General features: G+C 58.4%; 20 protein-coding genes. 16 read left to right on the top strand and 4 right to left on the bottom strand.

The window, feature by feature from the left end; genetic code table 11:
• Positions 1–10: 10 nt before the first annotated feature.
• Both IB232_RS23160 and IB232_RS23155 read right to left on the bottom strand, forming a co-directional pair.
• Entirely contained in the window at positions 11–1,231 is a 1,221-nt protein-coding gene (locus IB232_RS23160; protein ID WP_192400867.1) for a phosphoadenosine phosphosulfate reductase family protein, read from the bottom strand.
• Positions 1,228–2,085, bottom strand: a complete 858-nt coding sequence (locus tag IB232_RS23155; protein ID WP_192400866.1) for an N-6 DNA methylase — start codon at positions 2,083–2,085, stop codon at positions 1,228–1,230. Before IB232_RS23155 ends, IB232_RS23160 begins: the two co-directional genes overlap by 4 nt.
• 163 nt (positions 2,086–2,248) lie before the next feature.
• Between IB232_RS23155 and IB232_RS23150 the strand changes: the two genes are divergently transcribed.
• From IB232_RS23150 to IB232_RS23115, 8 genes are all read left to right on the top strand, one after another.
• The gene (locus IB232_RS23150) at positions 2,249–3,013 is read left to right on the top strand and encodes a SprT-like domain-containing protein (protein WP_192400865.1); all 765 of its coding nucleotides are present in this window, start codon (positions 2,249–2,251) and stop codon (positions 3,011–3,013) included.
• A 154-nt stretch (positions 3,014–3,167) separates the two neighbouring features.
• Complete coding sequence (locus IB232_RS23145; RefSeq protein WP_192400864.1) at positions 3,168–3,401, top strand: hypothetical protein; 234 nt, start codon at positions 3,168–3,170, stop codon at positions 3,399–3,401.
• 22 nt (positions 3,402–3,423) lie between these two features.
• Entirely contained in the window at positions 3,424–3,714 is a 291-nt protein-coding gene (locus IB232_RS23140; RefSeq protein ID WP_192400863.1) for a hypothetical protein, read from the top strand.
• Between the two features lie 10 nt (positions 3,715–3,724).
• On the top strand, positions 3,725–4,342 hold the full coding sequence (locus IB232_RS23135) for a hypothetical protein (protein WP_192400862.1): 618 nt from the start codon (positions 3,725–3,727) through the stop codon (positions 4,340–4,342).
• A gap of 23 nt (positions 4,343–4,365) precedes the next feature.
• Positions 4,366–4,542: a hypothetical protein gene (locus IB232_RS23130; RefSeq protein WP_192400861.1), complete on the top strand. Its 177-nt coding sequence runs from the start codon at positions 4,366–4,368 to the stop codon at positions 4,540–4,542.
• A 32-nt stretch (positions 4,543–4,574) separates the two neighbouring features.
• Positions 4,575–4,781 (top strand): hypothetical protein, encoded by a 207-nt coding sequence (locus tag IB232_RS23125; RefSeq protein ID WP_192400860.1) that lies wholly within the window; start codon positions 4,575–4,577, stop codon positions 4,779–4,781.
• Entirely contained in the window at positions 4,778–5,470 is a 693-nt protein-coding gene (locus tag IB232_RS23120) for a hypothetical protein (RefSeq protein WP_192400859.1), read from the top strand. The genes IB232_RS23125 and IB232_RS23120 overlap by 4 nt, the downstream gene beginning before the upstream one ends.
• A gap of 4 nt (positions 5,471–5,474) precedes the next feature.
• Positions 5,475–5,816, top strand: coding sequence for a hypothetical protein (locus tag IB232_RS23115; RefSeq protein ID WP_192400858.1), 342 nt, complete (start codon positions 5,475–5,477; stop codon positions 5,814–5,816).
• 136 nt (positions 5,817–5,952) lie between these two features.
• Here IB232_RS23115 and IB232_RS23110 read toward each other — a convergent pair whose 3' ends face one another.
• Positions 5,953–6,750: a class I SAM-dependent methyltransferase gene (locus IB232_RS23110; RefSeq protein WP_192400857.1), complete on the bottom strand. Its 798-nt coding sequence runs from the start codon at positions 6,748–6,750 to the stop codon at positions 5,953–5,955.
• Positions 6,751–7,141: 391 nt separating this feature from the next.
• On the opposite strand from IB232_RS23110, the gene IB232_RS23105 reads away from it, so the two are divergent.
• From IB232_RS23105 to IB232_RS23095, 3 genes are read left to right on the top strand one after another with little or no spacing between them, the layout of a single operon-like run.
• Positions 7,142–7,426: a type II toxin-antitoxin system HigB family toxin gene (locus tag IB232_RS23105; protein ID WP_192400856.1), complete on the top strand. Its 285-nt coding sequence runs from the start codon at positions 7,142–7,144 to the stop codon at positions 7,424–7,426.
• Positions 7,427–7,434: 8 nt separating this feature from the next.
• Positions 7,435–7,836 (top strand): helix-turn-helix domain-containing protein, encoded by a 402-nt coding sequence (locus IB232_RS23100; protein WP_192400855.1) that lies wholly within the window; start codon positions 7,435–7,437, stop codon positions 7,834–7,836.
• 38 nt (positions 7,837–7,874) lie between these two features.
• Positions 7,875–8,201: a DUF6388 family protein gene (locus tag IB232_RS23095; protein ID WP_192400854.1), complete on the top strand. Its 327-nt coding sequence runs from the start codon at positions 7,875–7,877 to the stop codon at positions 8,199–8,201.
• Between the two features lie 4 nt (positions 8,202–8,205).
• Here the strand turns inward: IB232_RS23095 and IB232_RS23090 are convergent, their stop codons facing one another.
• Positions 8,206–10,170, bottom strand: coding sequence for a DEAD/DEAH box helicase (locus IB232_RS23090; RefSeq protein WP_192400853.1), 1,965 nt, complete (start codon positions 10,168–10,170; stop codon positions 8,206–8,208).
• 125 nt (positions 10,171–10,295) lie between these two features.
• Between IB232_RS23090 and IB232_RS23085 the strand changes: the two genes are divergently transcribed.
• The 5 genes from IB232_RS23085 to IB232_RS23065 all read left to right on the top strand — a co-directional run bounded on the left by IB232_RS23085 (position 10,296) and on the right by IB232_RS23065 (position 13,276).
• Positions 10,296–10,931 carry a hypothetical protein gene (locus IB232_RS23085; RefSeq protein WP_192400852.1) on the top strand — a complete coding sequence of 212 codons (636 nt, stop codon included), beginning with the start codon at positions 10,296–10,298 and terminating at the stop codon, positions 10,929–10,931.
• Positions 10,932–10,947: 16 nt separating this feature from the next.
• The gene (locus tag IB232_RS23080; RefSeq protein WP_034023450.1) at positions 10,948–11,190 is read left to right on the top strand and encodes a hypothetical protein; all 243 of its coding nucleotides are present in this window, start codon (positions 10,948–10,950) and stop codon (positions 11,188–11,190) included.
• 1 nt (position 11,191) lies between these two features.
• Positions 11,192–11,674, top strand: coding sequence for a hypothetical protein (locus tag IB232_RS23075; RefSeq protein WP_192400851.1), 483 nt, complete (start codon positions 11,192–11,194; stop codon positions 11,672–11,674).
• A 242-nt stretch (positions 11,675–11,916) separates the two neighbouring features.
• Positions 11,917–12,195: a helix-turn-helix domain-containing protein gene (locus IB232_RS23070; protein ID WP_079390344.1), complete on the top strand. Its 279-nt coding sequence runs from the start codon at positions 11,917–11,919 to the stop codon at positions 12,193–12,195.
• Positions 12,149–13,276 (top strand): site-specific integrase, encoded by a 1,128-nt coding sequence (locus IB232_RS23065; RefSeq protein ID WP_192400850.1) that lies wholly within the window; start codon positions 12,149–12,151, stop codon positions 13,274–13,276. The genes IB232_RS23070 and IB232_RS23065 overlap by 47 nt, the downstream gene beginning before the upstream one ends.
• Positions 13,277–14,891: the final 1,615 nt, after the last annotated feature.

Below are 14,891 nucleotides of genomic sequence, written 5' to 3'. Positions count from 1 at the left end.
ATTTTCCTTGTCAGACGAACAGCAATGGCTGCACCGAGCCATCGGCGTTGATTTGATCCATAGGGGTGTCAGCAGTCGGTTCGTCACCATCCCAGCCCTGCGGCCATGTCTCAGCAGCGATCAGCTCACGAATGCGCGTTTCTTCTTCTGCGTTGATCAGGTCAACACGGGGACGGCCGAGGCGATCGGCTGCATCGTTAATTTCTTTCTGGATATTGAGGATTCGTTCGAGGCCCATCAGGCGGGCTTCGAAGGTGATCGGCCCCATGCGCTGCGGGTTTGCGGCGGTGCTGCCATCCTTCAAATACTCATAACCAGCCTTGCGGAGACGGTTGTGCGGCTCCCGCAACTCCCGCCACAGCTGCTTAATGCCCTTCAGTGGCGCCAGGTAGGTCCAGGACGGATTGAGCAGGATGGTGTCGAGCGCGGTGTCCTTGCTTGCAAGGGGGCAGCCCGTGCAACCGGTTCGAGCGTTGACTTCCTCAGCTTCGTCGCCGCCGTAGGCGTCTGCGATGGTCGCCGTCGACCAGTCGCCGAACTCAACCAGGGGAGCCCAGTGCTTCAGCCATTCCCAGACGTGGCAGACCCGCCAGTGCAGGAGCGGGGCAAGGGTGGCCAGACGCCCCTTTAGCCCTTTCGACTCCGGCAGGACTTTCTGATACCAGCCCTGGCCGCACTCGGCGCCATCCTTGCCACAGGACATTTCGATGCGCTTATCGCGAATTGCACTCTCACCCTGGCGCACGCCGGTGATCATCAGGACATTGCCATCCAGCTCGGCCAGGCGCTGTTCCAGCGCGGCCTGCATCGGGTCGATCTTGATTTGGCGAGTGCACCACCGGAGGGTGTTGTTGTTTGGCGGAGGAACCCCGCGACCGAGGATATAGACCATGAAGCGCTTATCCAGCGGCGCAGTGACGACCTCGACATGGATCCCCCGCTCTTCGAGCTCGTCCATGATCTGCTTGGCGGCGATCGCCAGCGGCGGCAGCTCCTGGCGGGTGTCGGCGTAAAACACCGTCAGAGACTTCGGCGCCTTGACCTTCCCGGAGTCGATCAGCCACATGATCAAGGTCAGCGTCGAACTACTATCCTTGCCCCCTGACCAGGCGATCGCCCAGTGGTCGTGAGACTCGCCATAGGCTTGAAGAGACTGGATGGTGAGTTCGATGCTTTCGGTCATCTGCAGGCGCTGAGCGCCTTCGGCGAAGATATCGATCTGCCGACTCATGCCTGCTGCCCCCAAGCGGTGGAGGTGAGCAGCGGCTCTGCACAGTCGGGCGCGAGCTCTTCAAGCTGCAGCCCCAACTGCTCTTCAAGATCTGCGCCAGGCGCGGCCGCCTGGCTCGCCGCGATATCCATCGCGCTGCCGAGTGCATAGCCTCGGCGGAGCTTCTGCGACCAGAGCCCCATGATGTGCGCCGGCGTGTACCAGTGCTCACGCTCTTCCAACGCCAGGGTATTACCGAGGATCACGACTGCAGGGATGTGGAGAAGGCTGAGTTGGACATAGGCCATGTGCACGGCGCGGGAATCGACATCCTGTGCGGTGACATGCATGCACTGCTGGTAGTTCACGCCGCGCTCTTGCATGGCTTCAGCCATGGCAATGACCATCGCGCCGGCGCCGCAGGCCGGCTCGCTCACCCGAATGAACCCTTGTTTTTCGATCAAGCCATCCAGGTGGCCAGCACCCTCAACCTGCAGACGCGCCATCAAGGCGCAGACGTGATAGGGCGTGAAGAACTGGCCGCGCGCGGCGTTGTGCAACTCCAGCTCGCCGAAGACGCGACCCAAGACATCATCGGGGCCGTACTCCAGCGCAGAGGTGAGTTCGGCGAGCATCTGCGGGAAGCGAGCAACCTCGTCCGGCTCGTAGCGTTTGACGATGGACATGTAGCGTTTTTCGCGCTGCTCGGCCTGCGCCCAATCCACAGCATTGGCGAGCGACAGCGCCGCCATCTCGATGAAGTCCCCAAAGACATCCCAGAGATTCCGGCGGCGGCTGTTCGCCTCCAGAAGCTTGATCAGCTGCTTGCGGTGTTCTGCTGGATTGCTGGGGTGGTTCTTCTTCGGCGCTCGCATAACTGCCTCGATGTGTGCGTTTATGATTGCTAAACTATAACTTGCTTGTTTTTATGTCAACGCTGAAAATTAAGCACAGAAGCTAGCGATCGCCAATTCCTAGGCGCGCTTCATGTTCTGAATCTGTAATGTGCAATACAGAAAATGGCGGGGAGGTTGACGGGTGAAATTCAAAAGACCGACAGAGGAGGCGTACGAGGAGCTACAGGCTGCCTACGACTACTACAACGACCACCTCTTCGAGGCGTTGCTGCCGCCGTGCCTGATCACCTTTCAGCGCGAGAAGCGCTCGATGGGGTATTTCTCCAAGTCACGCTTCATCCGCCGCGACGGCGTTCAAACCGACGAAATTGCGATGAATCCGGACTTCTTCGCGGTCGTGCCGCTAGTCGAGATACTGCAGACCCTGGTGCACGAGATGGCCCACCTCTGGCAGGCCCACTTTGGCACCCCAAGTCGAGCCTGCTACCACAATCGCGAGTGGGCCCTGAAGATGGAGCGCATTGGCCTGATGCCTTCGGATACCGGCCAGCCTGGCGGGAAGAAGGTCGGCCAGAGCATGAACGACTACGTGATCCCGGGTGGCCGTTTCGACATGGCGACCAGGCAGCTGCTTGAGCGCGGCTTTGCAATCTCCTGGATGGATCGATATCCCTCGCCCTATCAGTCCCCCAGCCAGCCAGCGCAAACCTTCACGCCCATCGGCGCGCCGCAGATAGAGCAGGGCGATGAAGCGAGCGGGCACGTCACTGCCCGGCTCGAAGCCGCATTGCAGATTCCCGCTGAGCAAGGTCTCGATGTCTCGATCCGCGAGGTTGGCGACAAGAGCAACCGAGTGAAGTATTCGTGCCCAGGCTGCAAAGCCAACGTATGGGGGAAGCCGGGACTGAAGCTTATCTGTGAGCCTTGCGAGATGCGCTTGGAGTAAGCGCTATCGAAGCTCATGATTCTTGACAAGTTCTGATTAACAGAACCATCATTCGCGCGACGAGTCGACGCTGCCAAGGAGCACTTGCGCGGTATCCGTACATGAGACCCTGAATCCGTCAGGACCTGGCCAGCAAGATGCGTTCACCGAGTGGATGCGCGGCCCCGAAGCGCGATTTGTCGGCGCCAAGCGGCTGCCAGATGGCACCTACGCTGGCGTGCTGCCGCTCATGTTCACCTACGCCATTTGCCTGGGCGTCACTTACGAGCAGGCGTACCAGAAGCGGTTTTGCTACGAAGACACCCCCGCATGCCTCCACGAGTACAGCAAGCTGACCTCGTTCGAAGATGAGCCTGAAGGGTGGGTTGCCCGGCGTCCGCTGGCATAGAAGAGAGACTGAGGATCTAAGCATGTCGCGTAAAAGCAAGTACGGAAACATGCCGCCGGCGCCGGAGTATCGGGCGCGGGTTAGGGGCGATGCCGGAGTGTATAAGGTGTGGGGAGTCGACTGGCTCAACCACAAGGTTCTGCTGGATCGCGCAGGCCTTGAGTGGACGCCGATCAAGAACGTGGCGTTCGAGCCCTTGCCAGAAGATGCAGCCCAGCAGCGCCTGGGGGCAGAAGAGCTTCGCCAAGCGCAAGGCCTCTCTGCTGAGGTCATCAGCCCCGCCGGCACCGGCGAGAAACAGTCCAACTCATAGGAGTAAGGCGATGGCCACCAGCGCTGCTCGCATTTCTGGCCTTACCGGGCCCGTTTCAGCTGAAGACTATGTGTTTCGCCTCCTGATGGATCGAGCAATTTCGAAGCTGGATCGCACGGACGTTGATTACGTGCTTCGCAACGCCAGCCGAGCGCTTTCCGAGGCTGGGCGCTGGACGGACGATGTACGCATTGAGGTCAATACCAGGCGCCCCATGAAGGCAAGCATGCAATGCATCCGCATGCTGCACGGCGTGCCATCACCCCGGATGTGGTCCCCTCGAACAACCACGTTCCCGCAAATGGCAGCGAAGGATGCGCTCTATTTCTTCGAGCCGAACGAAGTCAAAAGGCGTGAGCTTCTGCTTGCCGCCATCCCCGAAATAGGCAGTGATGACGCCCTCGCTGAATGGCTCGTGTCGTTCAGCAGCACCCGATTTGAAAAGCAGCTTGTCCAGGCGCTGGTTGCTCATCAGCAGTCCCCGACTCACCAGCGCTGGATGGGCGCCAATCCCTCACTGGTGTACCGCCATATCGCACTGATCGGAGCTGAGATCGATCGGCTCGCATGGTTTACTGGGCAACGCTCAATGACCATGGCCAATGCAGCGCCCGTGTGGCGCCCGTGAAACGCACAAGGACTGACACCGTAATGATCCAGCTAATCCCACCTCAAGATGAGAACAACACCCAGAAGTATCCGGTTATCTTCACTGTTGATAACGGCGCTGTATGGCTGAAGCGTCACGGCCAGCCGGCGAAGAAAGTTACGGCTTGGATCTTGGCTGCAATCGCTGCGGCATTCATCGTGATGTTCAACCCGTTCTAGCTGATAGCTTGAGCCAATCGAGAGGGCACGCCATGAGTAAGACTGTTGAACAGGCCGAAAGCGCTCTGGCAGATGCAAAAGCTGCCTACCTGAGCGAACTGAAGCGCGATTGCGAACGGCATGATGGCAGTGGCGCCCAGGAGCGCCGCCGCGAGGAACATCAGCAATCACTGCGTGACGATATCGCGCAATGTCAGCGTGACTTGGAAGATGCCATGCGGCGCCAGGGGCAATCATGATCGAAGCTTCCAGCTACGTGACTGACGCAACTGAACTCCTGACGGCTCTCGGTGTTCATCAGGTATCACCAGGGGTATGGGCGTTTACCGACATCCAAACGGCCAGCGGGACCTACATCCACCACTCGCAGCAGCCGGTCGCGCTGGCGGCGTACGCCGCGGTCAACGCTACGTTCGCAGCCGGCCGGTTCCCAGGCTACACCCTGGTGAGTTTGGTCGACAAAATTCCGAGCATGGATTACGCCGAATATGCGGCGTTAGCCATGGTGTGCGGCGGGCCGATGCCCTCTTTTGAAGGGTCGGACTCGCGAGCTCGCATATTCGGCAAGGCCGCCTGGGATACCGTCGCGAAGTACGAGCTTCAGGAGTGTTTTGAAAGACACAACCAGCAGCACCCAGCCAACGGCGATCATTACAACATGCGCCCCCGCGGCTACGACTGGGCAGGGAGTTGGGATGCGGTTCCAGCCGACCTCAAGGCTATGCGCAAATCCTATCGAGCAATGTCGCCACTCCAGCAGGTGATGACACTGACGATCCTGCACCTGTACTGCCAGGGCCCGGACAAGTTTTTCCTGACTGGCGGGTGCCCAACGAAGATCCACGCTGCCGACGCGATGAGCGTACTTCGAGCACATGCGGCACTGCCCGACTGGGCCCAGCTGGTGACGAACTACGCCGGATGGTGACGAAGTGAACCTCAGCGACCAAGGCATGCAGCTGCTCCGAGAAGGCGGGCTGTCGATTGAGGTCGAAGCCGTTGTGCTCGGCGCCAGAACGTTCAGCGCAGCCGGCGAACTCGTTGCGAAGGTGACAGTCATCGGATCCCCAGGCGGCCCGATGGGCCAGGGCGTGAACTGCACCCCCTACGGTATCTTCGAGCTGGATGCTGATATCGACGTGTACCGCGCGCTGGAGGGCATGCTGGCAGAGCCTGTCCGGGTTCGGTTCCAGGCAGACCTGAAGCCGATCAACTCATTCGGGGGATATGTAGTGCACCTGCTCAAGGTACTGGCGACGCGTATAGAAAAGTGAGGTTTTCTATACACGTCAGGAGTACGTGCATAGGTAACGGGCCGAATCGACGTACATCCACGACCCGGTGAAATTCCTATAGAGGCCGCGAGAAAACTATATTTTGGGCGGTTTTCTGGGAAAAACTTATACCCGATCAAGCAACTTCGGCCACGGCGTATCGTCCGCGGCCGGTTCTCCGCGCCCGGGCTTGGCAGATCTTGCGAACTTGCTCCTTCCAGTGCGGATTCGCGGTCGGCCGGCGTGCACAAACATAGTCGTAGATGTCGGTGAGCGCCGCCTCGCCGCCGGCGGCCATGATGGCGCCGATAACAAGTCCTCCCCAGGTAACTGGCCCCTCGACGAGGGCCTCCTGCAGATCCTCCGGCAGAGCCTGGACGAAAGCAGCCTCGTGATAGAGCGATAGCCCGATCATCATCCGCCGCCGATCCTTCCTGAAGATGGCGAACATCAGCGGCTTCGAGAGCCCTGGATAGATCGATCGCGGAATCATCTGCTGCTGCAGGCTCCAGTCGGAGCTGTACCGTACGACCCGTCCTGCAGTCTGGAACGCGTAACAAGGCAGGATCAGTCCAACCCGACCTTCATCCTGCAGGAGGTCATGAGCGCGGTCGAGAAGGCGATCAACCAGGGCCAGCTTGAATGGCGGGTTGCCAATGAACGCTGTAGGCCTGGCTGGGAGATCAACCTTGAAGAAGTCGCCGGTAATCACCTGGCGGCCAGTCAGGCTGCGCGCAACGCCGGCCAACTCTGGATCGATCTCGACCCCGAATGCACTGACATGCGACGGCACGGCCTGAAGGAATCGCCCAGGGCCGCAGGTCGGGTCGACAACCACATCAGCTGTGCCCAGATCCGCAAAGTGCTCCCGAACCAAGCATTCAGCGACCCACGCCGGCGTGGGGTACTGATCCAGCGCTTTCTTCTGACTCATCTCGCAGCCTCGCTTTCGTTTTGACATTGCAAAACTAAACGCGCAACAGCGAAGCGTCAACCTCAATTGCACCTGTAACAATGGGCGATTGCTATGAATCCGCTCTAAGCAGCGCGCAGCAAGGGCTTTTATGATTGTGCCGCCATTTGCAATGCCTATACCAATTGCATGTGCAACATTTTCGGCAAAAGAAGGGCGCCAAATTGCTGATAACCGTACTTATCAGCAATGCGTCAACCTAGAGGGGAGGGTTCGCTTGTGCAGCTGATCGCCGCCTGTTACGGCGCCTGGCTCGGCATAACAACCCAACTCCGCTGAGCGCATAGCATCTTGCGATATCCATCGCACCGCGATAAGCTGATTCATAGCAAAATGCGATGTAAGGATCGGCATGCACGTCATTACGCAAAAGCGTATCTGGGAAGCAAAAGAGAAATGGCCTCATGCCGCCTGTGCGCTAGATTCCTGGTATCGACTAATGCGCAGCCTGGCCCCCAGTGACTTCGCAGCGATGAAGCAGTGCTTCCCCAGTGTCGACAAGGTAGGCAGCAAGCATGTTTTCGACATCGGCGGCAACAAGCTCAGGCTCATCGCAGAGGTGGACTACCAGTTCAAGAAAGTCTTTATCCGTGCAGTGCTCGATCACAAAGAGTACGACCGCGACAAGTGGAAGTGAGGTGGACAATGAGCGCTATTCTGAAGCAGGCTGCGGAGCACTGGCATTTCGTTGAGCCGCTGCTGACCAAGCCAAAAACCGAGGCGCAGTACGACGCGCTCACGGAAGTTCTGGATGAATTGCTGGATACCATCGGTGATGCAGATGAGCACCCACTGCGCAGCCTGGCATCGTTCGTCGGCGACCTGATCAGTGCATATGACGCCGAGCATTACCCCATCCTTCCAGCGCCTGGCCATGAGGTGCTGCGCTATTTGATGGAGGAGCGGGGACTGAAGCAGGATGAATTGCCCGAGATCGGCAAGCAATCTGTGGTCTCAGAAATCCTCTCGGGTAAGCGGCAGCTGAACGTGCGTCACATCCGAGCCCTTTCGCAGCGATTCAGCGTTCCGGTCGAGGTGTTCTTCTGAGGACGCCCAGCTCTGCAGCTATCTCGAAGGTGAAGCATATGGATTTTGAGCAGCTGTACAGAGCAGCGATCGACAAGTTTCTCGATCAAAATCCCAAGGTGCTTGAGTACATAGAATCTGGCTGTAGAAGCGTGAGAGCTCTTAGCTACATGCCAGAGAATGAGTTCCGAGAGCAGCAGCGGCGCGTCTGCTTCGCTCTTGCTGCTCAAACATACGGTATTGATGTCGATGAACTCGTCATTCGCTTAATGGCTGAATCGCCTGAGCAAGCGCAAGAATGGCGCATGGACGGGCATCGGAAGCTCGACGATGTGTTTGGCATGCTCTGGGATGAATACAAGCAGCGAAACCGGATTTTTGAGTAATTGCTTACGCCGCTAGAAGCCTGGCGGCGGCAGAAGCCATTGCCCGACTCTCGTCGAGATCAGTCGGATCAATCAGATCCCGGGCAACGGCACGCTTCGCTGCCAACATCTCCCACAGCCCCTGATCGATTGAGTCCTCAACCAACGGGATCTTGACCACCACCATCCGGAGCTGGCCATTGCGGTAGGCCCTGTCCTCCGCCTGGTCCTGGAGCGCCGGCGTCCAGGGAAGGCTCGCGAAGATCACATAGTTCGCCGCGGTGAGATTGATTCCGGTGCCGGCCGCAGAGGTTGTGCCGATGAACACCCGCACGCCCTCGTCCGACTGGAAGCGATCGACCGATCGCTGACGCTGCGTTCGGGACATCTTGCCGGTGAGCGTGACGACGCTGATGCCGCATGCCTCCAGCTGCTCTTTCAGCCAGTCGACGGTCTCGATGAACTCGCAGAAGACAATCGCCTTGTCCTCTGCATCGAGATCTCGAACCATTTCGAGACAGGCGTTGGCCTTGGAGCGCTCCATCAGCGATCGCAACGCGCCGATGCGCGCAAGCGGCGTCTTGTCACCTGAGAGGATCGCCTTGTAGGCATCACGATCAGCTGCGGACAGTCGCGTTGCGAGCGTCTGACGCTGCTTCCCTTTGAGGCCGGTGAGCACGTCCTTCGAGCGTCGAAGCATCCAATCGGAAAGGCGCGCCCGCAGCGTCGTGCGGAACTCACTGTTGCCAGCGAACTGCTCGCAGAAGGCCTTTAGCGGCATCTGGCCGATCGGGTGTCCGGACAGACGAAGCAGCGTATGGAGTTCGCTTTCCCTGTTCAGCACCGGGGTGCCGGTCAGCAGGTAACGGTTGGGGATCTGCGAAGCAATATCGAACGCATGCCGCGTCCACTCGGCCGTGGGTTCCTTCAGGCGGTGCGCCTCATCGATCACCATCACCGAGAAGTGCCCGGCCAGTTTGACGAACTGGCCAAGCCGTTCGTAATTGATGATGACCCACTGGGCCTGGGGGTCAAACTCCTGGATGGCCACGCGATCGCCCGGCTTCACCGCGGCGATCTCGCGAGCCCAGTTGATCACCAGGCTGGCCAGGCAGATGATCAGCGTCGGCCGACCCTGCGCCTGGATGTCAGCAGCAACGATGGACTGGCGGGTTTTACCGAGGCCCATATCGTCAGCGAGAAGCGCGCTGCTCCGACGCACCAGGTGCCCTACGCCAGCACGCTGGTAATCATAGAGCTCATACCGCGTCAAAGCTTCGGCCAGGGCAGTCTGGGTCCAGTTGGTGCGAGTGATCTCAGGAATACTGGCCAGATAGACTTCGTTTTCGCTCAGGTCATCTTCTTCTCCAGTTGGCTCCGGCCTTGTGCCGCCGACCGCGATGGAATCCCACTCTCGCGCCTGAGTCAGGGAGCCATCCTCAAGCAGCTCGTGCACGCCTTCAAGTATCTCGACCTGATCCTCGCTGAGGCCAAGGCCTTCAATGAGGTTGCTGCGCAGAACTTCGGGGGTGCAGTTGATCTTCCAGGCCTTGCTCGGCCCCAGGAATACCCCGCGCATGCGCCGGTAAATCGCCACCAGCCCGGGGTGATAGTCGCCACGGGCGAGCACCTTGCCGTCGGCCATGGCCGACAGCCGTACGCAGATGCCGGCAGTAAAGGCGTCTGCCACCGGCGCCGCCCGGGCTTGATCGAGCTTGCGGGTGAACGTCTCCAGCGTTTCGGGGAAGGTATCGCCGGCGACTGCCTGGATCGCCGCAAAGAACTCGCTGATATCTTCGTGCACGACCGATTTAGGTACTCGCCACGCGTTGTGAAGGCGATGGCCAGGCCTACGAAAGCACCGGGCCTTATGAGCGCCTAGCGCCCGACCCAAGCCCTCGACATAGGCGAATGAGAGCCCGTAGTCATAGCCGTCAAAGACAGCTCGACCGAGTAACTCCTGTGGCTGAGTTGTGCGGCGCTTGAACATAGTGCGCGGGCACCGTGGCAATAAATGTGTTGCTATCGTAATCGCTTTTGCACGTTTTACTAGCCATCAATCGGAAATGCTCTGTTATTCTATCGAAAGCACAAACAGATGCTTAGGGGCTGCCCATGAGTAACGCCGATGCTGCACAGCGCTCTGCCATTCCGACATACCGGGGCCAAGTGGTTGTTTACCCGAGCCTAAAGGCCAAGGAGATCTTGCTGTTGGACGAGGCAAGACCTGGGGATTCGGGCCAGCTCGAATGGCAACCGGTCAGCGACCCCCACCTCATCAAAGCCGCCCTCGCCGGATACCGCAGCATCCCAGAAGAAGGCGACTTTTCGGACTACGTGCGTGTTTCAACGCTGCGGCAGTACGCCGCGAACCTGATGGCCCGGGCGCAGCTGTCTTTCTCGATCGTTGGCGACGGGCTCACACAGCAGACCGCATCGGGAGTCGCAGACCTGCTAATGCACAAGCACTCCGGCTACGCGATTGTGCAGTTTGCTGTCAATCAGGGCCTGGAGGCCGACCGCCCCGGCCTGGCCCAGATCGAGCACGCGCTGGCGATCGCAACGGCGGCATCCCTTCCCTCCTCCACGATCCAGGCACTGGAGTGTCTGCGAAGCGGTGAACCCTCCCGCTCGATGTTCACTGTCGACGAGGAGCTCTCATCAATCCTGCTTCAACATCATGAGTTGCACGCCGTTGATTTGTATGGCGCGTGCACGCTCAGCAACCAGCTGGCATTGCCAGCCGCATAGCGTCAAAAGGAGTCCCATGCGTATCGAAACTCAAGAACGGACCAAGCGCCTTGAAGGCGCCGCGCAGCTTCTCCTGGGCAGCCAGGAAAGCGCCGAGGTGAAAGCCGAGGTCGCGCTGCAGATCAACGTCTATCACACCATCCTGACGCAGCTGGAAGGCGCGCCGGACCATACGCCGGACATGGCAAAGGTTGTCGAGCCGATCGACGAATTCTGCGCCCTGACCGAACGCACCTTCGCAGCCGCACGGAGACACTGAGATGAGCCAAATGCTTCCCACCCAGGGCACGAGTCTGTACCAGATGATGTCCCGCTCGATCTTCGAGAAGTGCAGCGAGGCGCTGCGCAACACCCCAGCCCTGCAGACCCTGGCTCTGGCCGCTGCCCCGGGCCTGATGATGTTTATGGGTGGCGTTACGATGGACTCCATGTATACCAGCGACATCATGACCGAGGGCGGCCCGAGGGTCACTGAAGCCGGCGCGATGGCGTACAAGCAGTACATCGCTGGCATCGAGAAGCTGCCGCTGCTCGATGCAATCATGCATGGTGTAGCCGGCGGTTACGAGTCCCTCGGCACCAATATCGCGATGGCCGGCGCCGGTGCAGCTCATGCACTTCCAGTGCTTGCGCTCATTGCAAAAGCCGCCTCGCATGTCGAGAAATTCATGCGCGATAAGTTCGGTGTCGGCAAAGACCTTGAACAGACCCAAGAGGCTGACCTCACTCCCGCGCCTCGCTAAATGCAAGTGGCGCCAGTCACCTGGCGCCACTCCATCACCTCGCCTGAAACACGGCAATGCTTCACTATCGCCACTATTTCCTATAGCCTCGTTGCGCTCGGGACCACCGAAATAGACGCCTCGTCTCTATTTCAGGCCAGGGTAGCTTGCCTACTGAAACTCCGTTTATAAGCGGAAGACGACTATAGTCGGAACCGCTGAGAATCCCGGCCCTTATCATGTGTTGAAGCCGGGAAAGCAGCATCCGCAAGCATAATCAGGCCTTCGGAAAGGCTCTCCGCGAACTGCGCAAGCAGAAACGCCTCACCCAGGAAAAACTCGGGTTCGAGGCCGGGCTTGATCGCACCTATATCTCTGTCCTGGAGCTCGGGCAGCGCTCTCCTACGCTCGACACATTGTTCTCCCTTTGCGAAGTGCTTGATGTGTCTCTGGTCGACCTGGCTGCGAGAACGCAGGCGCGACTGGACGATATGCATGACCGAGATGACGCTGAAGGAAGCCCTGCACGAGTACAAGACTAGGGTTTCAATCCTCAAAAAAGGTTACCAGCAGGAGTGCTACCGAGTAGAGCACCTGGCCAACTCCATCCTTGGCAGCAAGATCACCAGGCAGATTACCTCGGTCGACATTGCAACCTACCGAGATCAGCGCCTCCAGCAGGTCAATGCGAAAACCGGAAAGACTCTCTCACCGGCGACTGTCCGGCTGGAGATGTCGCTGCTGTCGAACCTTTTCGAACTGGGCCGCATTGAATGGGGTATCTGCGACGACAATCCCGTCCTGAAGGTACGCAAGCCCAAGAGCCCTCCCGGCCGAGAAAGGCGGCTGACGCCCCGTGAGGAGCGCCAGATCATTCGCTATGCGCACAATCACCGAAACACTGAACTGTACTCGATCATCGTCATCGCGCTTGAGACGGCCATGCGCCAGGGCGAGATCCTCAAGCTGCAGTGGGAGAACATCAACCTCAAGTCGCGCGTTGCGCACCTCCCAGACACCAAGAACGGGACCAGGCGCGACGTTCCGCTCTCGCTGAAGGCGAGAGACGCCCTGATCCGACTTGGCGTCCAGTCCAAGGGGCCCGTGTTCTCCTACAAGTCTCAGGGCATCAAGTCGACCTGGAGGGTGATGCTGCAGCGCCTGGGAATTGAAGACTTGCACTTCCACGATCTCCGGCATGAGGCGATCAGCAGGCTGTTCGAACTGGGCACCTTGGACATGATGGAAGTGGCCGCCATCAGCGGACACAAGTCGCTCAGCATGCTGAAGCGCTATACGCACCTCAAAGCACAGCGCCTGGTCAAGAAGCTCGAAGGCGGCAAAAGCAAGGGACGCCAGGTGGTGATCAACCACTTGATCCCCTACCCTGCAGCAGTCTCGCAGACGAGCACAGGCGTAACGATCCGGCTGCTCGACTTCGAAGACCTGAGCGCCACCAGCGAATCGCGTGAAACGGCGCTGAGCCTCGCTCAGGACCAGTTGCTCAGGCGCTTGATGACTGCGCTTCGCGACGCTGATCCAATACCGCCTCCGGATCAGTACCTGGAGATGATCGATGAGAGGCGCGTGGTGATGGTGGATCCGCTCGCGGCCGCGTGCTGAGACAATTTTTTCAATAAAGTATCAGGAGAAATTGCTTGGAGGCCGCGCCGTAGCTGCTGTTTTGCCAATCCGGTGTGTGGGCATCCAACGGCGCACTTGGAGCCTCAACTGATTACTCGACTGCGTATTACCGACCTAAAAGCGTCGGAGGGTGGGGAGGGACAGTAAATATGGGTGCTCATACATTATGCACAATTTCATCTCAGTACGGCGCTAACTCAGCAAGCACTTACCCAGGGTTTGGATGCCGAGCTTATGAGTCTTCAGGCTATTGGATTCTTGAGGCATACGCCCAAGACCAAGGCACTGGATACTGCACCGCAACGTGCTATTAGCAGATTGCCAATCCGGTGTGTGGAGAAACATTGGAGGCAAGACTCGCACAGTTACTGGCTCCGCATGCGGGGCAGAAATGGCATTGGTTTTTTGCAATGCCGATGAGCGCGTTCTGGGTGGTGGGGCTTCTATCGGAGACCTTGTTCCAGGATGTCAACCTATTGGTGGATTTATTGATAGGAATGGTGTCTGGCTCGGAGCGGCTTTTTCATCTTCCGGCCCTATAAAATATGGAAATTTAGAGGGGTGGGCCTCGTCTGGTAATCATCTGGCAAGTCCAGGCGATAACCTGCAGGTATACGCAATTTGCCAAAAGTTATAATTGCCAATCCGGTGCGTGGGCTGGTCCGTCGGCTTCCGTTGTAGTTGTTGATTACGTCATTGCCTCCGTAAATGCTGGATCGGGCACCAAAAGTGTTGGATCTCATAAGTACTGCGCCATTTCGGCACTAGCTGGATTGCAGGCTCATGGGTACGTAACACGCTCTACAACGGTCCCGGATCCTGAAGGTAAATACCCGTACATCGCGCGATGGAATGGGTATGGGGAGACTATGGATCTTCGAGTGTCTTGCTTCGACTAGCGGGCTCGGTTTGCCAATCCGGGGTGTGGTCGCAGCAGTTTGACGGGTTCGAATTTGTTGAGCTTAATGTCACGTCCATGAACCCGGGCGGCGGCGCGGTTAATTTAGGCGTACACAAACTCTGCTCAATCGCCGGCATTGGTGGAGAGCGGCCTCACGGGTATGTCTATAGAACAAGCGCTACTCCAGATGCAGCCGGTAGGTATCCATTTCAAGCATCATGGAACGGTTACTCTGCGACAATGGATCTCCGTGTGACTTGCATTGACTAGCTTGCCAATCCGGTGCGTGGGCTGATGTCGGACGGCGGCGAACGATGACATTGCATCCAGCCTTCGGAGGACTAACTGCATCTGTTACTGATCAGCCTTATTTGCGAAATCTTGGCTGGCATTCCGAATGCGCAATTACACGAGCCGGAGACGCTCAAGGATCACCGCCAAGAATGTATCTCGGAGAGACTTACCCATTTAATGGGCCGGATTCTAACGGCAGATATGAGTGGTCTTTGTCCCTGACAGCGCCTGCGGGAAGCTCTGTCTCAGCTACCTGTTACACCGATATGTAATTGCCAATCCGGTCTCTGGGCAAAGAGTGCCGGCCTACCTGACATTACTGTGGCTAGCTGTATGTGTACCACAAGCAATTGCTATTGCGCACCAATATGTCCGGCAGGATATACCCTCGTAAGTGCT

The sequence above is a fragment of the Pseudomonas sp. PDM15 genome, from assembly GCF_014851565.1.
Lineage (GTDB): Bacteria > Pseudomonadota > Gammaproteobacteria > Pseudomonadales > Pseudomonadaceae > Aquipseudomonas.
Note: the sequence above shows the minus strand (reverse complement) of the source record. Positions and strands in the feature narration are given on the sequence as shown.